The 26,145-nt window shown below is 36.0% G+C and carries 21 protein-coding genes; 16 read left to right on the plus strand and 5 right to left on the minus strand.

Translation table 11 applies throughout. The features are described from left to right. Positions 1-234: 234 nt before the first annotated feature. The 9 genes from FHR29_RS00735 to FHR29_RS00775 all read left to right on the plus strand — a co-directional run bounded on the left by FHR29_RS00735 (position 235) and on the right by FHR29_RS00775 (position 16,994). On the plus strand, positions 235-3,774 hold the full coding sequence (locus tag FHR29_RS00735; RefSeq protein ID WP_260291359.1) for a TonB-dependent receptor: 3,540 nt from the start codon (positions 235-237) through the stop codon (positions 3,772-3,774). A 28-nt stretch (positions 3,775-3,802) separates the two neighbouring features. Continuing rightward, positions 3,803-5,695 carry a RagB/SusD family nutrient uptake outer membrane protein gene (locus tag FHR29_RS00740; protein ID WP_183911822.1) on the plus strand — a complete coding sequence of 631 codons (1,893 nt, stop codon included), beginning with the start codon at positions 3,803-3,805 and terminating at the stop codon, positions 5,693-5,695. Between the two features lie 782 nt (positions 5,696-6,477). After that, positions 6,478-9,549 (plus strand): TonB-dependent receptor, encoded by a 3,072-nt coding sequence (locus tag FHR29_RS00745; protein WP_183911823.1) that lies wholly within the window; start codon positions 6,478-6,480, stop codon positions 9,547-9,549. Between the two features lie 24 nt (positions 9,550-9,573). Continuing rightward, positions 9,574-10,935 carry a RagB/SusD family nutrient uptake outer membrane protein gene (locus FHR29_RS00750; RefSeq protein ID WP_183911824.1) on the plus strand — a complete coding sequence of 454 codons (1,362 nt, stop codon included), beginning with the start codon at positions 9,574-9,576 and terminating at the stop codon, positions 10,933-10,935. 8 nt (positions 10,936-10,943) lie between these two features. Beyond that, the gene (locus tag FHR29_RS00755) at positions 10,944-12,275 is read left to right on the plus strand and encodes a beta-carotene 15,15'-monooxygenase (protein WP_183911825.1); all 1,332 of its coding nucleotides are present in this window, start codon (positions 10,944-10,946) and stop codon (positions 12,273-12,275) included. Positions 12,276-12,286: 11 nt separating this feature from the next. Continuing rightward, positions 12,287-13,756 carry a hypothetical protein gene (locus tag FHR29_RS00760; RefSeq protein ID WP_183911826.1) on the plus strand — a complete coding sequence of 490 codons (1,470 nt, stop codon included), beginning with the start codon at positions 12,287-12,289 and terminating at the stop codon, positions 13,754-13,756. After that, a complete protein-coding gene (locus FHR29_RS00765) occupies positions 13,746-14,144 on the plus strand; it encodes a rhodanese-like domain-containing protein (protein ID WP_132770348.1) in 399 nt (132 codons plus the stop codon). The genes FHR29_RS00760 and FHR29_RS00765 overlap by 11 nt, the downstream gene beginning before the upstream one ends. Next, entirely contained in the window at positions 14,134-15,549 is a 1,416-nt protein-coding gene (locus FHR29_RS00770) for a rhodanese-like domain-containing protein (protein ID WP_183911827.1), read from the plus strand. The genes FHR29_RS00765 and FHR29_RS00770 overlap by 11 nt, the downstream gene beginning before the upstream one ends. A 14-nt stretch (positions 15,550-15,563) precedes the next feature. After that, on the plus strand, positions 15,564-16,994 hold the full coding sequence (locus FHR29_RS00775; protein WP_183911828.1) for an NAD(P)/FAD-dependent oxidoreductase: 1,431 nt from the start codon (positions 15,564-15,566) through the stop codon (positions 16,992-16,994). A 321-nt stretch (positions 16,995-17,315) separates the two neighbouring features. On the opposite strand, the gene FHR29_RS26425 is transcribed toward FHR29_RS00775, so the two are convergent. After that, complete coding sequence (locus FHR29_RS26425; RefSeq protein ID WP_132841892.1) at positions 17,316-17,633, minus strand: hypothetical protein; 318 nt, start codon at positions 17,631-17,633, stop codon at positions 17,316-17,318. Positions 17,634-17,839: 206 nt separating this feature from the next. After that, positions 17,840-18,142 (minus strand): hypothetical protein, encoded by a 303-nt coding sequence (locus tag FHR29_RS00785; protein ID WP_132770342.1) that lies wholly within the window; start codon positions 18,140-18,142, stop codon positions 17,840-17,842. A gap of 354 nt (positions 18,143-18,496) precedes the next feature. Between FHR29_RS00785 and FHR29_RS00790 the strand changes: the two genes are divergently transcribed. From FHR29_RS00790 to FHR29_RS00815, 6 genes are all read left to right on the plus strand, one after another. Beyond that, a complete protein-coding gene (locus FHR29_RS00790; RefSeq protein ID WP_132841894.1) occupies positions 18,497-19,834 on the plus strand; it encodes a M60 family metallopeptidase in 1,338 nt (445 codons plus the stop codon). Between the two features lie 456 nt (positions 19,835-20,290). Continuing rightward, positions 20,291-20,836: an RNA polymerase sigma factor gene (locus FHR29_RS00795; RefSeq protein WP_237682795.1), complete on the plus strand. Its 546-nt coding sequence runs from the start codon at positions 20,291-20,293 to the stop codon at positions 20,834-20,836. A 16-nt stretch (positions 20,837-20,852) separates the two neighbouring features. Further along, a complete protein-coding gene (locus tag FHR29_RS00800; protein ID WP_132841896.1) occupies positions 20,853-21,221 on the plus strand; it encodes a hypothetical protein in 369 nt (122 codons plus the stop codon). A gap of 178 nt (positions 21,222-21,399) precedes the next feature. Beyond that, on the plus strand, positions 21,400-21,690 hold the full coding sequence (locus FHR29_RS00805; protein WP_132770335.1) for a hypothetical protein: 291 nt from the start codon (positions 21,400-21,402) through the stop codon (positions 21,688-21,690). 16 nt (positions 21,691-21,706) lie between these two features. Further along, positions 21,707-22,138: an Hsp20/alpha crystallin family protein gene (locus FHR29_RS00810; RefSeq protein ID WP_183911830.1), complete on the plus strand. Its 432-nt coding sequence runs from the start codon at positions 21,707-21,709 to the stop codon at positions 22,136-22,138. Between the two features lie 957 nt (positions 22,139-23,095). Then, positions 23,096-23,551, plus strand: coding sequence for a GNAT family N-acetyltransferase (locus FHR29_RS00815; protein WP_183911831.1), 456 nt, complete (start codon positions 23,096-23,098; stop codon positions 23,549-23,551). Here the strand turns inward: FHR29_RS00815 and FHR29_RS00820 are convergent. Further along, a complete protein-coding gene (locus tag FHR29_RS00820; RefSeq protein ID WP_221197772.1) occupies positions 23,548-24,408 on the minus strand; it encodes a LysR family transcriptional regulator in 861 nt (286 codons plus the stop codon). The genes FHR29_RS00815 and FHR29_RS00820 overlap by 4 nt on opposite strands. 157 nt (positions 24,409-24,565) lie before the next feature. Between FHR29_RS00820 and FHR29_RS00825 the strand changes: the two genes are divergently transcribed. Continuing rightward, a complete protein-coding gene (locus FHR29_RS00825) occupies positions 24,566-25,090 on the plus strand; it encodes a GNAT family N-acetyltransferase (protein WP_183911832.1) in 525 nt (174 codons plus the stop codon). Between the two features lie 190 nt (positions 25,091-25,280). On the opposite strand, the gene FHR29_RS00830 is transcribed toward FHR29_RS00825, so the two are convergent. Both FHR29_RS00830 and FHR29_RS00835 read right to left on the minus strand, forming a co-directional pair. Continuing rightward, positions 25,281-25,457: a hypothetical protein gene (locus tag FHR29_RS00830; RefSeq protein WP_021189353.1), complete on the minus strand. Its 177-nt coding sequence runs from the start codon at positions 25,455-25,457 to the stop codon at positions 25,281-25,283. 52 nt (positions 25,458-25,509) lie between these two features. Then, a complete protein-coding gene (locus FHR29_RS00835; protein WP_183911833.1) occupies positions 25,510-26,013 on the minus strand; it encodes a hypothetical protein in 504 nt (167 codons plus the stop codon). Positions 26,014-26,145: the final 132 nt, after the last annotated feature.

A 26,145-nucleotide genomic window follows, 5' to 3' on the forward strand; every position in this document is an offset into this window, starting at 1 on the left:
AACTATACATATCGCTATTGAAGGGACGAATGTATAAGTCGAACATTAATAATACAAAAGAATTGGAAAGGGGTATACATTTCAAAATTGAAGGGAGGAAAGTATATATGGAAAAATAACGATACAAACTTTTAAAAAAAATTTCAGGAGCGTTGCGACCGCCCCTGAAGTTTTTGTCTTTTATAAGACAGCTGACAAATCAACTTATTACAAAAATTAAATTAAATCAACCGAATGCAAAAATACAAAAAAAATCGGTGGGGAATCCCTATGGAGTTTAAACAGATTTCCTCTCTTAAACCATTGGCTATGAAGTTGTCGATTGCGATCCCGCTACTATTTGCTACAAGTTTTCATGTTAGTGCTAATTCTTACGGTCAGAAGATCAATCTTAATAAGAAAAATGTGAATCTGGAAACTTTATTGAAGGATATACAGAAGCAAAGCGGCTATAATATTTTATATAAAGAGTCTTTGATTGCTCACATTCGAAAAATAGATGTGAAATTTCAAAATATCCCACTTGAATTAGTACTTAATGATTTGTTGGGAAAATATCAGATTACCTACAAATTGATTGATAATAATATTGTGTTGAGTCAAAGTACCACGGCAAAAGTTCAAAATACTCCTGCAGTGGTTGACAAGATGTTACAAAAACAGATCAAAGGAAAAGTTTCGGATCAAAATGATCAACCTTTGGCCAATGTTACTATAAGTGAGGTAGGTACAAATAATAAAACATCCTCTGATGCGTCGGGTTCGTTTAGTCTTTCAGTGAGTGGTGATGCGACATTGCTCCATTTTAGCATGGTAGGTTACAAAAATAAGGATATCCAAATTGGGAAAAACGAGTTTTTGCAGGTTAAGCTAGAACAGACCATTATGGCGATGGATGAGGTAGTTGTCGTCGGATATGGTTCTCAGAAGAAAACTGTAGTTTCAGGCGCTATTGCTACTGTAAAGGGAGAAGATCTTGCTAAATCATCGTCAGTCAATCTTTCTAATTCTTTTGCAGGAAGATTGCCTGGAGTAACCGCTATGCAAAGTAGTGGCGAGCCTGGTGGAGATGGTTCTTCTATCCGTGTTCGTGGTATCAATTCCCTGCCTGGAGGAAATACGAGCCCATTGATTGTAATTGATGGAGTTCCACAGCGCGCTGGAGGTTTTGACCGTATTAATCCTAATGATGTAGAGAGTGTGTCGGTGCTGAAAGATGCGTCAGCAGCCATCTATGGCTCCCGTGCAGGTAATGGTGTTATCCTCATTACAACGAAGCAGGGTAAAGTTGGTAAAACGCAGTTTTCTTACGATTTTACCTATGGTATACAACGTCCGACACGTACACCTAAAATGGCCAATTCTGAGCAGTATACTTCTATTATAAACGAGGTAACGACAGTTTATCCCCAAGATAGTGATAAGTGGGGAGAAATTTGGAAAGCAATAAATACAGGTGACGGAAAATATACTTCTCCTAAGGGGATAATTGAAGCTGCATTTACTCCAGAAGAGAGACAAAAATATGCTGATGGTTCAGATCCTTTACGCTATCCAAATACAGACTGGTTTGCTTCTACGATAAAAGATTGGTCGCCACAGCAGCGACATAATCTACAGATCAATGGAGGTACCGAAACTACCAAATATCTGATTTCATTAGGTTATTTAAATCAGGATGCGATCTACAAAAATTCAGCAACATATTATAAACAGTACGATTTGCGCGCAAACTTAGAATTTAAGTTGGGCAAATATGTTACCGCTAGACTTGGCATAACAGGTCGTGAAGAATCCCGTAATTTCCCTACACGCGGAGCGGGCACGATCTTTAGATCTTTGATTCGCGGTCTGCCAACTGAAATTGCAACCTGGCCCAATGGTCTTCCTGGCCCAGATTTAGAAAATGGTGCCAATCCGGTTGTAATAACCACTGGTGCAACGGGCTATGACAGAAATACAAGAGATTATTTGCAGAACACAGGTGCCATTGATTTTAGAATACCAGGTGTTGAGGGACTTAAATTAACTGGAACAGCTTCAATTGATAAATATTGGGGAAGATCGAAAAGATGGGAAACCCCGTGGACTCTATATGATTGGGATAAGGTAAGTTTTGAGGCCGATGGAGTAACGCCATCACTGGTAGGGTATGTACCCAAAGGTATAGAGCCTAAAGCTCAGCTTCGTGAAGCGGCGGAAGATCAATTAGCAATCAATTTATCTGCTTTGTTATCCTATGAAAAGACATTAACAGGAGGGCATAATATCTCCGCGATAGCAGGGTTAACTCGTGAGACTGTTACCAATAATGGTTTTTACGCAGATCGTAAGGATTTCGCCTCGACATTAATAGAACAGTTAAATTTTGGTGATCGCGAACGCCAGACCTTGGGAAATGAGAATACTTACGATCGTGCACGTTTAAGTTATTATGGAAGGGTCAACTATAATTTTCAGGAAAAGTATCTCTTTGAATTTAATTGGAGAGTTGACGGTTCTTATGTTTTTCCACCTAATAAAAGATTTGGTTTCTTCCCTGGTGTTTCAGCGGGATGGCGTGTATCCGAAGAAGGTTTTTTCAAAGATAATGTTAGGTTTGTTAATAACCTAAAGTTGAGAGCATCTTGGGGGCAAATGGGGGCAGAAGCTTATTATGGTGATGCTTTTCAAGAATACAAATACTTAGCACTGATGAATACCGGGCAGGGAGTATTTAATGATAAACTCTATCAGACATTATACGAAAGTACCATCCCTAACCCTAATTTCACATGGGAAGTAGCTAATAATAGCAATGTTGGATTGGATGCTTCTTTTTTAAATCATAAACTGGCGCTAGAACTGGACTTCTTTTATAATAAACGGACCAATGTTTTGACAAAGAATCCTGGAGTAGTACCCATAAGTTCGGGTATTTCGGGTAATCTGCCAATTGCCAACCTTGGCAATTTGATCAATAAGGGGTATGAGTTTAAATTGACTTATACCGATAAAATTGGTGATCTTTCCTTTAATGTAGGCGTTAATGGTGGTTATGCAAAAAACAATGTACAGTACTCCAGCGATGTTGTCAACACCTTACCTTATCAGCAACAGATCGGAAGAGTAACAAACTCTTGGCTGGTGTATCAATATGATGGTATTTTCAAAGATCAGGCTGCTATTGATGCGAATACTGTAGATTACACAGCTTTAGGATTGAAAAATGGCAAGCTATTGCCTGGTGATATGAAATATGTCGATTATAATGGCGATGGTAAAATTACAAGTGACGATCGTGTGCGATTGGACAAAAATGGTACCCCAACTTTTACAGGAGGTCTTGTATTAGGCGGTGATTATAAAGGTTTTGATTTCAGTATACTGGTACAGGGGGCTACTGGTGGTATGCGACGAATGGGCCCTACAGAATCGGGATTAATAGGGAACTACCTGGAGTGGAATTATGATAACCGTTGGAGTATTGATAATCCGAGTGATGTTGATCCTCGACTTACCAACCGTTCGGATACTTATTATACAACAACCGACAATACCTACTGGATACGGAGCACCAATTATATCAGATTAAAGAATGTGGAGTTGGGATATAGTCTTTCCAACAATTTGGTCAGTAGAATAGGGATGAGCTCCATTCGTTTTTATACCAATGGCATTAATCTTTTAACCTTTGATAAAATCAAAATTTGGGATCCTGAATCTGATAATAGTACGGGTCAATTCTATCCGCAATCGAAAATTATCAGTTTTGGCGTAAAGGCTATATTTTAATCAAATCATATATAATAAAATAATTAAAATGAAGACATTGATCAAAAATAGAATTCTTTATATGCTAGCAGTTATGCTATTATTTATGACAGCCTGCAGTACAGATTTTCTAAATGTAACACCTCGAAATGATTTTTCAGATGCCACCGTATGGCAAGATCCAGTGTTGGCTGAAAAGTTTGTTAGTGATATTTACAACGTATTTGAAGCAAGTAATTCCGGTTTCACAGAACAGATGCAGGCTTCTGCAACTGACGAATCATTATGGAACCATACCGATGCTTTTCTTTTGTTGAATACAGGAGCCATCAACGGTGCTAATGAAGGGTGGGGTGGTACATCAAGATGGTGGGAGCGTATGTACACCTATATCAGATTCAGTAATATTGCCATAGAAAGACTGGGAGATGATACCAAAAATGGCATTAGCGATATAAAAGTAAAAAATGAATTATTGGCACAAGCTTTCTTTATCCGTGCTTATTGTTATCACCAATTGTTAAGGTATTATGGCGGTGTGCCTCTAATTCTTAATAGTTATCCATACTCTGAAGACCCGATTATCTATCAAAAAGAACGGGCAACTTATGAAGCCTGTACAGATCAGATTTTAAAGGACTGTGATGAGGCTTACAAGCGTTTGGGGGATGGTAAACTTGAAAAAGGCAGGATTAATTCGTTAACTATTTTAGCGCTCAAATCAAGAACTTTAATTTATGCAGCAAGTGATTTACATGATCGAGCTAAACTTACTTCTAAGGTAACAGATCTAAATGATCTATCTGAAAAACTACCCTTATTGGCATATGCTGCAGGATCACAACAAGATCGCTACCGTTTGGCACAAGCAGCAGCAAAAGCGGTGTTAGATGCAGGAACAGGATATAAGTTAAATCTTACAGCACCTGTTACTCCAGCACAAGGAAGATTAAATTATAAAAGTATTGCCATGGGAGGGGGAAGTAAAGCGCCAGATATGGATATCACGGCAGCGTCAGATATAATATATGCCCGTTATTTTATCACGGAGCAGAGTTCTTCACATGCTAGAGATAATGGTCCCAATGGTTATAATAACTGGGGGGGAAATCAGCCTATAGGTCTTTTGGTGGATGATTATGAAATGAATGACGGAACAAAATTTGACTGGAACAATCCCATTCATAAAGCCAGTCCTTATAAAAACAGAGATCCTCGTTTTTATGCATCCATATTATATGATGGTGCTGATTGGAAACCGAGAAATAATCCGATCGATCCAGCTAATCAGATACAAACAGGTGCATACGATCTAATTTTAGCCGGTAAGCTGACAAAATTTTCAGGATTGGATACAAAACAAGGACCTAAAGAGGCACACAACGGAACTTGGACAGGATATTACATTCAAAAGTTTATTGATCCAGATCCAAATATTGTAGATGCTCAAGCAAGACAGTTTGTACCTTGGCCTTATTTTAGATATACAGAAGCAGTTTTTAATTATGTGGAAGCAAGTATTGAACTAGGGGAATTAGAAACAGCAAAAACCTGGCTGAATAAAATTAGGTTTAGAGCAGGTATGCCAGCTATCACTGCCACAGATCAAAATACGCTGAGGACAATATACCGTCAAGAAAGACGTATAGAAATGGCTTATGAACAGCAACGTTTTTTTGATGCCCGAAGATGGCTTATTGCTAATGAAACCATAGGACGAAAGGTCACTATTGTTAAAATTGATGCTACTTTCAAGCCAGGTAAGTCATTAGCAAATGTTTATAAATATGACGAGTCAATTTATAATTATACCTACGCACCGCAAGAATTCAATACAAAAGAAAACCGGGTTTGGAAAAATCAAGTTTATTTTCTTCCGCTATCACGGGATGAAATTCGGAAAAATCCATTGCTTGTACAAAATCCAGGGTACGTGGAGTAATAGATCGTTTTAAGAATTAAAACTGAAATACATATTCCTAAATTTTAAAACATCTGAACATATGTTCAGATGTTTTTTTATTATGAGGTTACTACGAAACAAACATTACCGTTGTAACAGCCAACTAAAGAGGGTTTATTTAAATTGATAAATATTTTCATTTGTGAACAACGATTTATTTTTTAATCTTTTGACTATCATAGCACCCAGTTCTCGATTTTAGCAGGATCAATAGAAATTTCAGATTATGCCCGTAGCAAATATGAGGAAAAAATCATTCACGTATAATGGAACAGGAACATTAGTATGAGAATAAAAATAAGCTAAGTAAGCCTATACTTTAGTTTTTTAGTGTCCCTTTTAGTAGCGTGAAATCTATTTTATCCATACGCGTAATAAAATCTATAGGATTGGTAGTTTTTATTGAAATAAAAAATTATATTTGCAAAGTGTTTTAAAGAATAAGCACAATAAACCCTGATTAGAGACAGTCAGGATCAATCACCTAACTAAAAAACAGCAGTATGAAATATTATTCTACGCTTGATGACTCAAACCTTTTTGGACATTATGAAGATGATGTTTTAATTTCTTCCCTAAATTTTTTCACCATCCTATTCCATTCCGAATACCTGGATTACGATTCTCGAATGTGTTGTTAAAACGACAAACTAACAAAAAGGGGAAGCAAGCTTCCCCCATTTTAAAAATTAGATGAGGTTCTGATTCCCAATTGGCGTTGTCGTCAGAAACCTTTTTTTACCTTAATTTTCTACAAGAATATGAAAAAAAATCAAAAGTATCTGATTTTTCAGGTACTCTTTGTCCTAACTGTGCATTTAGGGCAACCAACCTATTCCCATGCACAAAGTAAATCTACTCCTATAGTGAATGCGGCTTTTGAAGGGAAAGTTGTTGACCAGGTTAATGGAAGCCCAATAGTGGGGGCGACTGTAAAGCTTCAAGGAGTGACACATTCTGTCCAAACAGATAGTCATGGAAATTTTCAATTTATTACGGGACAAAAATTACCAGCTACTGTCATTGTTTCTTTTCTCGGTTATCAATCTCAAACTGTAGAAATCACATCACCCAAAAGTATGATAAAATTATTGCCCACAGCTTCTAATTTGGATGAGGTTGTCGTTATCGGTTATGGAACAACAAAAAAACAAGATGTAGTTGGTGCCATCACAAAGATTAATGCAGGGGAAGTCAATAAAATTCCTGTAGCCAGTTTTGATGCTCAGTTACAGGGGAAGGCAGCTGGATTACAGGTCGTAGCCAATTCTGGAGTTCCGGGAGAAGGTATATTTGTCCGTGTCAGAGGTACGACTTCTATTAATTCAAGTAGTGATCCGCTCTATATTATTGATGGTGTCTTTCTAAACAATACAAGCTTACAAAATGCAAATTTAGGAGGTCGTACTACATCTCCATTAGCCGATATAAATCCGGCAGATATTGAATCTATAGAAGTATTAAAAGACGCTTCAGCAACAGCAATTTATGGATCTAGGGGAGCTAATGGTGTTGTTATTGTAACGACTAAGCAGGGAAGTTATGGTGCAAAAACAAAAATTGATTTTAACCTTTCCAATGGTTTTGTTCAAGCGGACAAATCGACTTTGCCACATTTGGCATCTGGACCAGAGACCGCTGCATTAGCGAATGAATGGTGGATTAACTCGGGTATTGATAAACCATCATTAAATCAAAACTTTTCTAATAGACCTTTTCGACCGGTTAATGAAGGAGGTCGTGGCCTTCCGGATGAGCAGCAGACCTATGATCGTTTAGATTTTATTTTAAGAAATGGACGTGTGCAAGATTATAGTTTAGGTATTCAAGGTGGAGGGAATAAGTCCCGATATTATATAGGCACTGGGTATACAGATCAAGAAGCATTTTTTAAAGTTATCGATTTCTCACGAGCAAATTTTAAGTTTAATTTTGATCAACAGCTAAATGAACGCATTAAGATCGGAATTACAAGTAATATTGCTAGAACAAAAAGAAATCAAGCACGTACAGGTGACGGTCCGCAGGTCAGTTTGTGGAATTCTGCAGTTTCTTCGGCTACCTATACAGCGACACACGATCAGGAGGGGGTGGCTACAGGATCTGATAATACTTATGTGTTAGTTGATAATTATGATGTCAATACGTTAAGTTTACGTTATATCGGAAGTGTTTTCGCTGAAGCAGATATACTTCCCGGTTTAAAATTCAGGAGCAGTTTTAGTGCTGATTACAACAAATATGATGAAAATCAGTACTGGAATACCAATACTAGTATTGGAAAAGCTAACAATGGACAAGCAACGTCAGGAATTTCTGAAAATACTACTTGGATTAATGAGCAGACCTTAAATTATCAAAAACAATTCAATAGCGTTCACAAAATTACGGCTTTAGTAGGCAATACCTTGCAGCATAATACGTTGAATTATTTGTACGCAGAAGGTAATGGATTTGCCAACAATAGTTATAAATTAATTTCTTCAGCTTCTACCCGTACTTCATCTCAGGACTGGACAGCTTACTCTATTGCTTCTTTTTTCGGAAGAGCAGGATATCAGTATTCCGATAAATATTTTGCAGAAGCGACATTAAGAGCTGATGCTTCTTCCAAATTTGGAAAAAATAATCGTTGGGGATATTTTCCAGCTTTTGCGCTTGCTTGGCGACTGAAGCAAGAGGACTTTTTGAAAGATGTAAACTGGTTAAATGATCTGAAAATTAGAACATCCTATGGAATTACAGGTAATCAGTCAGGGATTAGCAATTTCGCTTCACGAGGACTTTGGTCCGGAGGTAGTTCGTATGCCGATGTTATCGGTTCACCTTTACCAGGTATAGGGCCTCAGCAACTTGGTAATGATGACTTGAAATGGGAGACAACCGCACAGTATAATGTCGGTTTTGATGCAGAGTTATTTAAAAATAGGTTATCTATTACCCTGGATGTTTACGATAAATATACTTCCAATATTTTACTGCAACAACCGATCAAGACTTCTTCTGGTTTTTCCCAGTACTGGGCCAATGTTGGCGAAGTGAGTAACAAAGGTTATGAGTTGACTATTAATAGTGTTAATATTCAAAATCAAAATTTTACGTGGAAAAGTAGTTTCAATATCTCAGGAAATAAAAACAAAATAGAAAAACTACCAACCCAAATTACGCAGTATACACGTGATTGGGTGATTTTAAAAGAAGGACAATCTTTGAATTCATTCTGGCTCTATGAGCAGTTAGCTGTTGATCCTAAAACCGGAAATGCCATATTTGATGGTCAGCTGGAAGATGGAACAGTTCCAGTAAGTGCCCGCAAAATTATGCATAATGCATATCCTAAATTTTATGGTGGTTTAAATAATTCGTTCAGCTATAAAAGTTTTGATCTCAGTGCAGCACTGTCTTATCAATTTGGTAACTACACTTTAAATCTGGAGCGCTACTTTAGAGAACGTAATCCTACTAGCGGGGGAGTATTTGAAAATGTGCTAAACCGCTGGCAAAAAGATGGTGATATTACCGATGTGCCCAGATTAACATCGATAGGGAATAACTATACCATTGATCAGAATAGCCGTTATTTAGAGGACGCATCCTTTGTAAGGCTTAAACAATTGTCGATAGGGTATACACTGCCGAAATCTTTCTTGAGTAAAGCTGGAATTAGTAATGCTCGGATATATTTTCTAGGCTCGAATTTGTTCCTTTGGACAAAATATACAGGAGATCCTGAATCTAATGTTACCTCAAATCCGAATGCACAGGGACTTGGATCATTCGGAACTCCACCTCAGCCCAGAAGCTTTCAGCTTGGATTTAACCTAACACTATAATTTCACCTAAGATAAAAATAACAGATGAAAATTCTTAAATATAGCTATATATGGACTTTGGCCGTGACGTTTACACTGTCCTCATGCGAGAAATTTTTGGAAATAGATCCTCGGATTTCTACCTCTGATCAGGTGACAATCAATGATGAAAATTCTGCACACACTGCCGTTAGAGGAATATACAATCAGTTACAGTCAGACGGATATTACGGGTATACATTTCAGACTATCGGTTTTTTTTCCGGCGATAATATTGAATATACAGGAAGCCAGATTGTGAACCAATCTTTAACCAATCACAGTGTAAGAGCAGATTTACCCGCTTTAGCCACAGCATGGACTGCGATATATAATACGATCAACCGTGCGAATAATGTGATTGCTAAAGTACCGGCCCTATCGGTTACTCCAACTTTTACAGATGCGGTAAGAAATCAACTGGTCGGAGAAGCCCATTTTCTTCGGGCATTGTCTTACTTTGATCTAGGTAGAACCTGGGGTGGGGTACAGCTTGTCTTAGTCCCAACATCTTCTTCCAACAATCTAGAGAATTTAAAAAGATCTTCTTTAGCAGATACCTACCGGCAAGTACTGGCAGATTTGATAAAAGCAGAAGAACTTTTACCCAATAGTACCAATCGTATCCGTGCAACCCGTAAAACAGTTTGGGCACTTCGCGCACGCTACCATCTGTATCGGGAGGAATGGAAAGAAGCAATTACTTATGCCAGCAAATTAATTGATGATAAAAGTAATTATAATCTTTTAACGCCTTACTCTTCATTTTTTGCAGACAATGCTTCAGGAACAAATGAATCCATATTGGAATTATATTATACAACCAATGTCGTTAATACCCAGGCTTATCAATGGCAACCCAGTACAAAGGGAGGAGTAGGCTGGATCCGACCTTCAATGGGAATTGTTAATTTATTAAATAATAAATCGATCGCGGGAACGCGTCAATCTTTAATTTCTAAAGTTGTATTAAATGGTGTGGACAATTGGTTCGGCAATCTCTATTATAGAACTAATGGAACAGATCCAGCATTTCTGATCCGAATAGCTGAACTATACCTGATTCGTGCGGAGGCATATGCGCAGGATAATGATATTGCCAAATCTCTTGCAGACTTAAATGTAATCAGAAAACGTGCCGATATTCAGGAACTTAATATAGCTGATAAAGCAACATTATTATTAGCCATAGAACAGGAGAACCGAATTGAGTTTGCATTTGAAAATCATCGGTGGTATGATCTAGTGCGCACAAGACGTGCAAAAACAGTTCTTGGAATAGATGAAGATTTTCGACTTCTTTTACCAATTCCGTATGCGCAGATTCTGATCGATAAAAATCTAGAACAAAATCCTCAATATAAATAAATATTTTTATGGAAATAGCTATTTCAACTAAAAAATGGAGTTCAGCTGAGAGTTTCTCCTTCCGGCTTTTATTTATCTTTTTTATTATTTTGACACTCCCATATGATGTTCATTTGTATCAAGCTCTTCGGCACTTCAGCTTTGAATCTGTATATCAGCTAGCGACTTTTAGAACATCGTTTATAGCTGAAAGCGATTATGTAGGAAATCATTTTGAGGGATTGTATAATTGGCTCATAGCTTTAATTATTGCTTTTTTTGGTGCTGTTATATGGACTAAAAAGCGGAAGAGTCAAGAACATGAGCTCTATTATTGGCTTAGGGTACTTTTACGTTATCGTTTGGCTTTTGCCATTATTGCTTCAGGAATAGTTAAGCTGGTACCGGTTCAGTTTCCAGCTCCAACGCTTAGTGATTATAATACCGAATACGGCGATTTTTTATTATGGAAGATTTATTACTTAAGTACTGCAATCACTAAAGCTGGGTATGTTCCGGGCATAGGAGTTTTAGAGATAACTGCGGGTGTACTCTTGGTATTCCGAAAAACAGTAGCAATAGGGGCAGGTGTTTTAATTGCTCTTTTAGCCAATATTGTCATTGTCAATTTTGTGTATGAATTGGGAGAACAGGTGTATAGTCTATTCCTATTATTGATTGCCATTACCTTATTTTCCTATGATTTACCCCGTTTTTTTAATGCAGTATTTCGGCAGGTGAAAACACAGCCAGAGATCGTTAATCCGCTAGTTTCACAGCCTCTCAAAAAACTAAGGGTAATATTAAAAGGTGGGTTTTTACTATTTTTTATACTTTTTGGATTTTGGACCTACAGCTCCTGGAAAAGTAGTAATTACCCATACCCAAAGGAATCTGGAATAGCGCATATCCGAGGTTTATACAACGTGGATGAGTTTGTTCTTAATTCAGATACATTAGCCTACTCCCTGACCGACAGTAGTCGGTGGCAAAATGTGGTGTTTGAATCTTGGAATACTTTTAGTATAAAACGAAAATCAGATATCAAAGCAGATCTTCATAAACCTCGTATTATTTGGCAAGCTGATTCACTTCGCAATTTTGAAAATATCGGAAATGGTGGTCGGGAATTTTACCGTTATACCTTTGCTCAGGCTCCAGATGGACGGTATCAGGTCCTTGCAATAAATAAGAGAAATGCAATACAATCATTTCAATTTGAATTGCAAAAGAGTGGTGAAAATGTGTTATTGCTGTCAGGGAAGAATGAACAAGGAGAGTCCCTACAGGTTAAATTGCGCAAGGTTAATAAAGAATACCTCTTAGACAAAGGCCGTAGAAAGCCAATTTCCATTTATTAAATTATTTCACAATGTCAGCTATAAAAAATATGTATCCGGAGAGAAGTTCTATATATCGTGCATGGTCTACTTGGGAGAAAATAAGTTTTAGATTTGCTTTTATTTTTTTTATACTACTGGTAGTTCCCATTCAATTTTCCTGGTATAAAAAGTTATTTGAAGATTTTTCATTTTATGGACTATTGGCGAATGTCTCCGGTTTCAGACCGGAATTTATAGAGATTTCGTCAGAAAGTGGTAAGTGGGGAATAGATTCTTATGCCACCTGGGCTATTGCGGCAATTATTTCTGCTATTGGAACCGCAATCTGGACTTGGTTAGCTAGTAGGCGCCAACGCTTGTCATACAATCAACTTTATTATTGGCTTAGAGTCCTGGTTCGCTATCGTATCGGTCTAGGATTGATTGCATTCGGTTTTATTAAATTTTATCCGATGCAGATGCCTTTTCCTTCAATCGCAAACCTGCATACCGATCTGGGCGATTACGCACCTTTCAAATTATACTGGCAGTCCGTAGGAGTTTCTGTTTGGTATCAGATATTCTTAGGTTTCTTAGAAATAGGAGCGGGTATATTGATGTTTTTTAGAGCCACGACGGCCATTGGAGCTATTATCAATGCAGGTGTATTATATAATATTGCCCATGCTAATTTTGCCTATGACGGGGCTGTTCATGTCTATAGTTCTTACTTTGTATTGTTATCCTTGTTTTTATTGATCCTGTATATTCCAGATTTATATCGGTTGTTTATCAAAAAAGAAGCAATTACGCCACAGTATTATCGTATAAAGTTGGACAGTAGGACTAAAAGGCGTGGATATTATCTTGCTAAAGCACTTTTTATCTTGGTATTTGTCTTTGTGTATGGTGCTTACCGCTATGATTTTCATTATTATCAGGGGCGATTAAAAGAACCCGTTATTCCAGGATTTTCCAAGGCAGTAGGCCATTATACGGTTAGCCAATTTATCTTAAATGGCGATACCTTAACCTATTCGCCTTATGATTCAGTACGTTGGCATGATGCCGTATTTGAAAGGTACTCAACACTAGTGTATAAAGTTAATAAAAAACAACCTATAGATCTAAGAAATGGAACTCCCCATAAGACAGATCTTTTTAAAGATTATGAGTTTACTGGCCGTGCCGGCGGTAGAGTATATCTATATTATGAAATTGATTCTTTGGAGAATGCGATTTATGTCGTCAATAAAGGAAGGAAGTTTAATGAAAACTTCGAAAAGGAAAATAAAAAAGAAAATGAAGTTAATCTCAAAAAACTTTATCAAACAGCAATCCGTGATAGCATTGGTATTCTCAAATGGAAATATGAAAGACCTTCCGCAGAACAGATTGTGCTATCCGGTCAAGATGTGAGTTTTGATTCTATTAAAGTCGTTTTAGATAGAATTCCAGAGCAACCTTTACTTGGAAAAGGCTGGTTTTCAGAAAATAAAAAATATACTTATGTACAATAAATTAATCGTTTTATTTGTCTTGGTACTGATAGCGTGTTCTGGTGTCAATGCACAATCGTATGAAAATCTTACCGTGACAAAATTTGAGAAAGGGATCTCTGGAAAGCGGCATCAGCTCGTTGATGTGCGGACTCCAAAAGAATATGCTTTAGGGCATCTTGAAGCAGCGTCCTTGGCCGATTGGAAAGATTCGACAGTATTTGTTGCTCAAATTGGGGTTTTAGATAAATCAAGACCTGTTTACATTTATTGTCGATCTGGCAACCGAAGTAGTAAGGCTGCATCATGGCTTATTGAGCATGGTTTTAAAAAAGTATACAATCTTCAGGATGGGATAATCGGCTGGGAACAGTCAGGAAGAAAAATAGTTAAAGCAGATGATAAATAGAAGAAGTTTTCTCACGCAAAGCCTACTACTAGCTGGGACAGGTATATGGGCACAGACAAAAAAAGTAAACGATAAACAAATTATATATCAATTTTTTGATTCAGGTTTAGCACATTTCTCCTACGCCGTCTTAGTAGATAAAAAAATTATTTTAATAGATCCTGCACGTGATGCAGGATCTTATTATACTTTTGCCAAAGAGCATGGGGCAACGATCATTGGTGTTATAGAAACTCACCCGCATGCTGATTTTGTCAGTTCCCATCTCGAGATCGCTAATTATACCAAGGCGAAGATTTATATTAGTAAATTACAGAAAGCAAGTTTTGAGTTTGAGCCTTTCGATACAGGGAACACCATTAGATTAAGTCCATCTATTAGGTTAAAAGCGCTCTCTACACCTGGACATTCTCCGGATAGTATTTCTGTTGTATTAGAAAAAGACAAAGAGCCACATGCTGTTTTTACGGGCGACTCCTTATTGTTTGGCTCCGTAGGCAGGCCAGATTTACGAACATATTCAGGCGAATTTACTACTCAGCGTGAGCAATTGGCAAAGCAGCAGTTTCATACGATGCATGATATCTTCGCACTATTTCCAGATAAAACCCTTGTCTATCCTGCACATGGGGCAGGCTCTCACTGTGGTAATGCTATTCGCAATGTGAAGGAAAGTACAATTAGGGAAGAGAAACGAACCAACCCTGCTTTCACTTGGCTCGATGAGGATGAATTTGTAAGGCAACTGTTGCTCGATCAGCCCGATATTCCCCAATATTTCCCTTATAATGTAGAACTCAATAAATTAGGGGCGAATGAGTTGCATAAAGCATTGTCAGCTGTTCCAATACTTGACAATAATTATTGGGAAGAAAGTGCGCTTTTTATTGATACTCGTCCTTCTTCAGCTTTTAGAATAGCGCACAGGAAGGGAGCACTAAATATTCCAGATGCTGATAAATTCGAGACTTGGTTAGGCACTTTAATTGCCCCTCACCAGGGATTCTATGTTGTGGTTTCAGAGGTGTCAAAAATCAAGCCTATGCTACTGAAAACCGCAAAGATTGGATATGAAGTATTTGTTAAGGGTATATTTGTCTATAATCAAAACAGCGCAGATTTAAGTATAGATGATTTTGATTCAGACCTCCTTAGGGCTAATCAAGACCGATATACCATTATTGATGTTAGAACTGAAAAAGAAGCAAAGGATAAATATTTCGATAAGGTGATTAATATTCCACTTTCCGAGTTAACGGAGCGTTTGCAAGAGATTCCTGATGGAAAAACGGTACTTGTACACTGTGCTTCTGGCTATCGCTCAGGAATAGCGGCAAGTTTAATTTTGCGTTTACGACCTGAGCTAAATATTATGGATATTTCCAATGCGATTACTAAATTTTAACATTATCTTCGATTATGTCTAAAACATATGATGTTATTATAGTCGGTTCAGGGCCTAATGGAATTGCCGCAGGTATTACATTACAGAAAGCAGGATTGTCTACGCTCATCATTGAAGGTCGTGATACTGTTGGAGGAGGCATGCGTACGGCCGATTTGATTGAACCGGGATATCGACATGATATCTGTTCTGCTATCCATCCAATGGCTTTGGCTTCTCCGTTTTTTACCGCTTTGGATTTGAGGGCGCACGGACTGGAATTTATTTTTACTAAGTACCAGGCTGCTCATCCCTTTGACGATGGTTCTTCGGCATTTTTAAGTCGCTCTATTTCAGAAACTGCCGAGGGATTAGGTTTGGACAGAAAGGTGTACCGCGATTTGATTGACCCTATTGTTTCCGAATGGGATTATATCGCTTCTGCAACAATGGGTCCTTTTGAATTTCCGAAACGCCCCCTTCTATTGGCTAAATTTGGACTGCAGGCTTTAAAACCAGCGGCTACAATGGTCAATAAATTCAAGGAAACTCATACAAGAGGATTATGGGCAGGTATGTCTGCGCATGCCATTCAGCCATTTACTAATATAGCTTCTTCAGCAATAGGGTTGATATTAAGTGCTGTTGGACATAAATATGGATGGCCTATTCCTAAGGGCGGATCACAGGCTATTGCCGATGCATTAGTTTCCTTGTACACTTCCTTAGGAGGCGAATTAAAACTTAATTATTTTGTAGAAAATATTGATGAGCTGGCACCGTATAATACCGTTATGTTTGATCTAACACCGAAGCAGATCTTAAAAATAGCAGGACATAGATTGTCAGCTGCCTACAAAAAAAAGCTAGAATCTTATCGCTACGGCATGGGGGTTTTTAAAATGGATTTTATTATTGATGGAGAAATACCGTTTTTAGATGAGCGATGTGGAGATGCTGCTACTGTTCATTTAGGTAATACTTATGAAGAAATAGCTGCTGCTGAATCACTGACATCAAAAGGCGGATATCCCGAAAAACCATTTGTAATGCTCGCTCAGCAAAGTAAATTCGATAACAGCCGAGCACCTGCCGGTAAAAATACTGTTTGGGCTTACTGTCATGTACCTAATGGTTCGACCAGAGATGTTTCTGTTGCAGTTGAAAATCAGATTGAACGCTTTGCACCGGGATTCAGAGAACGAATCACTGCAAAAAGTACAATGAATACAGCACAGTTGGAAGCCTACAACCCAAACTATATCGGAGGAGATATCAATGGTGGTATTATAGATATCCGGCAATTATTTACCCGACCAACTGTACAGTTAAAACCCTATAGAACATCCGATCAACAGATTTATATTTGTTCATCTTCTACTCCTCCAGGGGGAGGAGTACACGGTATGTGCGGTTATCATGCTGCTAAAACAATGCTAAAAGATCGTTTCAATATTTTATTATAAAGGTAGTTTTAAATGATGTTGTACATCATTGCGAAAATCGTAATTAAGTGCATCACTTTATGATTTAATAGAATGAGATCATTAATCGTTATTATTATTTATAGTTACTTTTCATTTTGAAAGCTAGATTTTTATTGTGTTTAACTCAGACATCTAAACTTATTAATTCATCTGCGGAGATATCTTTGTGATGAATTTTTAATTTAACAGGTGTTTTTTTATATATAAAAAGAAAAAATGTTCATAATCTAATTGATTATTGGAATAACTGAAAGTGTTGGTAAAACTTGGACTTTAAATTCGATATTGCGTTCCACTAAATTACTTGCCAAGTACTACGATCTTGATTTCATTATCTGGTTCGAGACCACTAATACCTCCTCCAGTGTATTTGACTGTGTACTTTCCCGGTTTTATGGAATAGTTTTTTGCTAGATTAAATACAGTACTCACGCTATCATGAGGAGGTACTTGAATATAACTTTCCTCAGGAGGCGGCATCATCCGTTTGGCCATAGGGCCTGTAAATTCGGCTTCGTTCCCTTGAACATCTATAATTTCCATGTATTTACCTAAAAAGGGTTCAAAAGGTGTTTCCCATTTACAAAAACGCTGCATCGTATCTGAGTGGTTTGCCACAGTGAAGGATAATATCACAGAATCGGTGGTTAAATTGTTAGAATAGGCTCTCAAATGTGTTGCCAGTTTGGGAATTACTGTAAGAGTTTGTTTTGTTTTACTTGCAGAGCTTATTGTTTTTTGATTTTGGCAACCTGTAAACATTATAATTCCTAAACCAATTATTAAAGAGAATTGACGAACCATATTTTTTGAGCTTTGGTAGTTTATTTGAATGAAATTTCCGATACTTCTATTAATTCAGGACCACCCTCAATTGGATAACCTAAAACTTTTTTACCTTTTAGAGTGACTGATTTATTAACAAAGTCATCTAACTTGACGCGAGAGCTTTGCAATGCATAGGTTTTATTTTCCGAATTTATCTTATGTGTTCCATATTGAAAAGTAGTCATTCCTAGTGGAGTTATTTCTCCTGTTAGAACTATTGTACTCATACCACCAGTCTTTTTCATTGTGCAACCTGAAAGTAGGCCTACGAGCATGGATAATATCACGATCTTTTTCATACTTAAATAAACGCAGAAAAACGAAGTAATGCTACAATTTTAATAATTAAAATGTTGAGCGTCTAATACTGGAAAAATTCTATTATAATCTTTCTATGATTACTATTTATAAATCGTTATTCATTAATAATTTCTCCGATTTAAAGTTTTATAAGGTATTCATTTTAGTACTTCTTTATGAATGATTTAGAATATTATTGATTCTTCAAAACAACGTTTTCGTGATTTATGCAATCGTTTGTTTCGTGCTTTTATTTTGTCAAATTTAAATAAAGAATCACTTTTATAGTAAACTAGAAGGTAACCAAAACCTATTATAGTTGTGAAATATTATAAACTTAAATTAAATTATCGATGAGAAAATTATGTTTTTATGCGTTTGTATTATCCTTGTTTAGTTATCTATCCTCATGCAAAGTATCTGAGGGATGGGAACCTGTCATTTCTGATCCAGAACCACAAGGTTTAGCTATTGCAGATTCGGTCCAGCTTTTTAAAGTTACTCCATCAGCGGCGACGGTAGCAGATCGATTACAGTTCCGTGCCAATCACAACGATATGCAGGTCACAGGTTATTATGCAGCTCCAAACAGTACGATCACTGTAAATGTTCATGTAATTAATGGTAATACAGCGGCTCGACTTGCCATAGGTACTCCTTTTAGAGATAACATAAGACCTGTAAGGCAGTATTTCAATCTCACTTCCGGTCAGCAGACATTTACGGTTGATGAGTATGGTGGTTTGGTTTATTTAATCTATACAGCTAATAATTATACAACAACTGGGGAAATCGAGATTTCCTTTGATCAAGGATTTATTCCTGTTCCTTTCTTTCAGAAGGGTAAGACTACACATCAACAGTGGATAAGAACGCTCGATTCTTTAAAGAATAATGTGCCAGATGTTGTGTTTTCATCAGACCGAACAGTTTTAGTCGCAAATATGGACGAGGCTTTATTATTTAAAAATGAAGATCAGCAGCTTATTGTCAATCGCTTAGATTCTATTATTAATTTTTCCAACTACATCAGTGGTTTAAGTGGTACAAGCGGACTTCATGCAATACCAGATAATAAACACCTGATTACTGTAAGAGATTCGGCGTCGGGCGGCTATATGGCCGCTGGTATTTCTATTTATTATACAGAAGGACTATCTTATCGTATGTTACAACCGAAATATCTTTCCAATACGAATGGCTGGGGTATTTGGCATGAAGTTGGACATACTTATCAACAAAAGGGATGGACCTGGGGTGGATTAACGGAAACAACGGTCAATGTTTACTCGTTGGCTTCTGAAAGAGGTTTTGGCCTTCCAATAAGTCGAATTACAGCTAATAACTTATGGCCGAAGCTAAGTAACTATTTTCTCAAACCTTTATCTGAACGAAATTATAATTCTGGAGACAATGATCTCAAACTTATTATGTTCTATCAGTTACAATTGGCATTCGGAGATAATCTATATATTCAATTAAGTAGAATAAATAGAGAGGAAAGGCCTACCGTTTCAAGCGATGAAGACAAAATGCGTTATTTTATGCTTACAACTTGTAAAATCACACAAAAGGATTTATCAGACTTTTTTAGAAAGTGGGGATTAAAAGTTAATGAATCGGTTTATACAGAAATAGCTAATCTACAATTACCTATACCTGCTCAGGATCTTACTAGTCTTAGGGACTAAATTCATGCTCTAATCATTTTGATGCAATGCATTCAGAATTCTGGAAAATTTATTGCATTGTATCCTAAACCTCTCTTGTCTGAGAAATTATTTCTCGACAAGAGAGGTTTATTAGTAAAGCAGATTGACTGAATAAACAGAGCTACTTTCGTTTGGACAAAAACTAATTTTTAGAGTTATATTGCTGTTATATTATAGAATATTTCATTACCCTGATTTTATATTCTAATACATCTAAAAAATCGTCCCTTTGTAATCTAAATTTCTTCGAGTTAAAACATGGCGCAGCAATTGTGATGGCAAAAATGTTTTAACTATATTATATTTAAAACAATACCTTTATCATCATCGTTTATAAGTATGCTTAAGTGACTAGTACAAATTAATTTGAATTATTTAAAGTAATAACCCGTGACGATCGTCTACAAATGCATGGATGCTACTCATACCTTAAACATGTCTTATAAAAAAACATCTTCAATATCCGAGGTCGTCAAAAACTATGGCTCACAATTGCTTCGTTTCATCAATGGAAAGGTTAAAAAGATAGAGGATGCTGAAGATATTTTGCAAGAAGTATGGTATCAGACAAGCCGGCTTTCTAATATCGACCAGTTGGAGAATATGAGTGGATGGCTTTATGCGGTGGCTAAAAATAAGATAACAGATCTATATCGTAAAAAGAAACCAGAATCTTTGGAAGATCATACCTATGAAGATGATGAGGGAAAGATACAGATTAAAGAAATATTACTGGCTGATGATACAAATGATGCCGAGCTGAAAATGTTCAAAGATCTTTTTTGGGATCAGCTTATGAAAGCTTTGGATGAATTGCCCGAAAAACAGCGAAATACATTTTTATGGCATGAGATTGAAGATATGACGCTACAGGAAATAGCAGATCAGGAAGGAGAAAGCATAAAGACTATCATCAGTCGTAAAGGATATGCTGTGAAGCATCTTAGAGAAAGGCTTCGCGTGCTTTATAATGAAATTTAATATTAAAAGATAACTTATGAACAATAGATTTAGTGGCAATAAAAAGAAAAAACTTTTTTTTATGATCCCTTGCGGAATCACACTTGCCTTATTATTTGTATGGGGAGTACAGTTACTCTGGAATGTACTTATGCCCGAAATATTTGGTTTAAAAGTAATCTCCTTTTGGCAGGCTTTTGGTCTTCTACTCTTATCGAAGATTCTTTTTGGTGGTTTTAGATTTAAAGGCCGTAGAGGTGACATGTGTCATGGACATGATTTTAACAACCCTTCACAACAGTTCAGTGATGAGGATAGATCCAGATTCAAAGCAGAATGGAAACGTAGATTTTCAGCAGCTTGCCACGATCGGAATAGAAATGATGATGAAATTAAAAAGCAGTAAAAGGAATATAGATGAAAGTAAAAAGAGCAACGAAATTCATTTTGTTGCTCTTTTTTTATACGCTACAATTTCTTTCAGGCCCATAATACTTTGAAAAAAGATATTTTTTTTAAAGTATTATGGATTCAAGTGCGTCTTCTATCAAAAGGCCTTTAAAATAATTATAAAAAAACAAAACATGAAAAATAAAATTCGATTTATCATACCAAAGCTCTTAGGAGTAACAATCGTTGTAGGTTTATTGTCCTTCGTCATCGGACTGCTTTTTAAATTATTAGTAGCAGCTACGATCCTGAGTGCGGTAGGGATATTTATAGCTAGCAGGATGCGTAATAAGAAATCTAAAAAAATGTTGCGGGAATATTGGACCCCCGTTACTCCTGATTTTAGAACAGATAACAGTTCGCCATTGCGTCCAGTTTCCCACAAAGTTCAACACACTAATTTCGCCATTATCCCGATCAATTAATTTTAATACAAAGACAATGTTTAATAGAAATAATAACACCGCAGACTGTTTTGCTAAATACGGCAAGTTAAAAAATCAATTTGAACAGCAATTTGGAAAGTTTAGAAATGAGTTTTCTCGTGATATACGTCCACTTGTCAATATCGAAGAGAATAGTGCATTTTTTACACTTCAACTCTATGCTGCTGGTCTCAAGAAAGAACAGTTTAAAATTGAAATAAAAGATAAAATATTGACAATTTCGTATGAAGCCAATGTGCAGGAACAGATCGAAGAGCAGTATATGTACCGTGAATTTATTCCGCAATCTTTCAGCAGATCTTTCCAGCTGAACGAGCAGGTCTCCAATGTCAATTTAACAGCAAGTTATGAAGAGGGAATTTTAACTGTGATCCTTCCAAAAGACAGCACATCTTATCGACCATCCCAACATGTTAAGGTAGGTTGATCATTACTTGTGGTTTTGTAATAAAGGAAATGGCTTAGTGAAAACTAGGCCATTTTTTCATAAAAATAATATGAATCGTTTGTTATTAACTTTTGAAGCCTTGACCAGTTCTATGTTTTTCTCAATGTAAGAGGGAGCACATACTTTTTTAGCCTTATAGAGTCGGTCAAGTTACTCAGCTAGGGACATTTTAGATTTAACAACAACTTTTTTGTCATTAACATGATTCTCTATGCAACGATATTTTACTGTTCAGCAACGTGATCATGTGTCGTATTGAAATTACTCTCTTGATCCAGCGACAGGGAGATAAATGAAATAAATGAGTTATACTTTTTAGGTATCGATTATTAATTAATTGATACTTTTTTATTATTATATATGGTTTAGGAAGCCGTATTGATTGTTTGTTAAAATTATGATATGTAAAATTCCAGAGGTATTTTTGATTTTTTGGACAACAAAATTTCAATAGTCAGATCATGAGAGATTGAAATATATAGTTTCGGGAATGTTGGAAAGCAATTTGTATTGGCAATGTATAACCAAGCTTTAATTAACGAACCTTTGGAATTGACAGCGCTGAGATCTTTGTATTTATCAAAGCCCCATAGGATGAACAGGACGATTTTTTGACGAGCAGATCTTATTTATTTAATCTTTTTTTATTATCCTAATTTTCTTGTGATTTCGGGGGATATTATTTTATATATTTTGGAAGCTACTTAGGAATGCTTCGCTTTTTTTCTTAGGTTGTCTCCATTTTTTACGCACATAGGGTTGGAAATATGAGGGGTGAGAAATAAAATAGAGTCATTTTTTTGATGCAAAAATTGAATTAGATAATCACAAAATAGCATTTTTCAAAACTTTTTATTTGGGTAATTTTACAGCATGTTAATGGGGTAAAAAAATACAAATTACAAAATAGCTTAAAAATAAGATGGAAAATTGATTATGGGAAAAATATATGCAATAAAATCATTTAAAGAACTATCTAATGAGGAGCTCTACCAAATATTAAAGCTTAGAAGCGAGGTGTTTGTGGTAGAACAGCATTGTGTTTTTCAGGATATGGATAACAAAGATCAGGAGAGTTTACATGTTATGTGCTATATAGATGACAAGTTAGCTGCATATACTAGAGTTCTTCCGGAAGGATTGAGTTTTGAGGAAGTATCTATAGGAAGAGTAATTACATCTCCGCTTTATAGGGGGCTTGGAGTAGGAAAAGAAATAATGGAACAATCAATAGCGGTTTGTGAAAAGCTGTTTGGTATTACGCCTATACGAATTGGTGCACAGCTTTATCTGAAAAAATTTTATAACGAATTCGGATTTGTGGAAATTGGTGATTTATACATTGAGGATGGTATCGTACATATTGAAATGGTAAGGAATTCAAATAATTAGATTAGGTTAAGGACGTTTTTAATAATGATATTGGGATCATCTTTACGCCAGTTGATGTAAAGATCTGTATAAAAAGGTAGTGAAATGAAACGAACACCTGTTGCATTGTTGAGATCATATGATTGGGGTAAAATAGAAACACCTAGCCTTTTTCTAATCAGAGGTATAATAGTTGATCCAAATTGACAAGAAATGTAGGATTCTGGATCTATGTCATAATGGGCAAAAACCTTTTTAATTAGAGTAGCATAACTGCTATTTAATCCTCCATAGGTGAGTATAAACTTTTGAGCACTGAGATTAGCGTTAGAAATATCGTCGCTAGTTTTAAAATCATGATCTTCAGGGACAACAAGACAAAGATTTTCAGTACTCAGTTTTTTCGAATTAATAAATGGGGAGTGGTTGATATCTCTGCTGAATAACATATCAATTTTGTAATTTTTTAGTGATTCTTCTTCCTCTTCATAAGCAAGCTGTAGCAGCTCTATTTTTAATTTCGGAAAAACGGACGAAATTTTTGATATCATGTCGGGCAGGATCGCTGAAGACAAGGAATCTGGATATGCCAACTTGAGTGTGCCACACTCCCCTAAATGGATTTGAAGAGCTTGCTGCTGTATGATATCAAGATTAATGAGTTCTGCTTGCCACTTATCCTTTAGAAACACACCTGTGGCCGTTAATTTTACATTTCTCTTGTCTCTATAAAAAAGTTTGAGATTCAATTCGCTTTCCAAGGCCATAATCTGCCTGCTAAGTGCTGATTGAGTAATACCTACTTTTTCAGAAGTATTCCAGAAATGTAGTTCATCGGCTAATGTAAGAAAGTATTTAATCTGCTGAATATCCATCATGCAATTTAATCAAAAATCGGATATGTCATTGATAATTGAGATATTTAATACCTGTATTAGCACTTACGTAAGGTAGAATTTTTGTGATTGTAGAAGCTGAAAAAAATATGAAATGTTTAAATTATGAATTGGAATTTTTACCAGATAAGATAACACTATGCAAAATATAGCAATAAAAAGAGTCACTCTTGATGACATTACAGTACTGCAGAAAATCGGCAGAGAAACATTCTTTGAAACATTCTCCAACAGCAACTCGGAGGAAAATATGCAACAGTACTTAGAAGATGGTTTTTCTGTTAAAAAGCTCAGGGAAGAATTAGGGAATAGGGACTCTGAATTCTATTTTGCGGTACATGATGAATACGTAATTGGTTATTTAAAACTAAATTATGGAAGGTCACAAACCGAATTGAAAAATGAAGCGAGTTTAGAAATCGAACGAATTTATGTATTACAGAAATATCAAGGAAAAAAAATTGGCCAAATACTATATGAAAAAGCAATTCAGATTGCACATGATAAACAGGTCAAATATGTATGGTTAGGTGTTTGGGAACAAAATCTGCGAGCGATTAATTTTTACAAAAAAAATGATTTTATCGAGTTTGATAAGCATATTTTTAAGTTGGGTAATGACGCGCAGACTGATATTATGATGAAAAAAAATATTACCATATAACGATCGTTTTTTTTTAAGTGATTTAATATCATATTGTAAATTCATAAATATCTAAATAGACATGAATAGGTTCTTTGCGTCTTTTTACCCGTAAAAGATTTCTATTGAGAAAGAAGCATTGATGCGATCGGCTGTAAATCTATAATTGCTACTATATTTTAAGGAGAGGCTTAATATTGGGAAGTCTATGTTAATTTTCCAGAAGCCAATTAATTCCTACGACCAACATGATGATGACAGCAATTACATATTTTATTTTGATCACTTGTTGTTTTCGATAAGCAATGTAAATACCACAGGCCATAATAATAGCAAAGGCAATAATAATCCAGCCAAATGAGAGATTATTTCCAAGTTTAATTTCCATTATAATTTTAGTTTTGATTTAAATGTTGATGATGTTGTAAAATGAATGTTATTTAATCTTTTTCAATTATAACATTGGTTATTTTATAATTGAAATTAGTATTGTCTCGTTCGCTTTCAGGTTTTTCTAACTCAGTGTAATGTACTGTACCTGTCATCTTATATGTAGTATGTTTTTCGAGATTAATCTTTTCTCCAGTATTATCAACAACGTAAAAATCTTTAAGTGAGTATTTTTTTTGGTCCATTGGAATCTCAAATAAAACGTTATTCTTATTCGTTCCAATAGGAAGAATAACACTGGTTGCAGTAAATTTTTCCGAGCTGAATGCACTGGATTTTACAACGAAATTCATCGGTATGAACGTTGATTTACCTGATGAAAAAGTAAATAGGGGAGCATCAAATTCACCAATTAATGTTATAGATTTATCCTCATTGTCATAATTGGATTCCATTGTTTTAATGGTATCGATGGATGAACCATTGCAAGAGGATAGGGATATAAGACCAAGGGATGCTAACAGCAGAGCTGGTATTTTTATTTTTGATGCCATATAGCGTTTTATTATTGTATGGTTAGTTCTATATTTTTATAAAAATACAATGTTATTGAATAAATTTTGAACAGCATTTTAAATTCGTTAAAGATGAATTTAAATTCGTTATAAGATGGGCTTCTATGTAAA

The organism is Sphingobacterium sp. JUb56, from assembly GCF_014191365.1.
In the GTDB taxonomy this organism is placed as follows: Bacteria; Bacteroidota; Bacteroidia; order Sphingobacteriales; family Sphingobacteriaceae; genus Sphingobacterium; species Sphingobacterium anhuiense.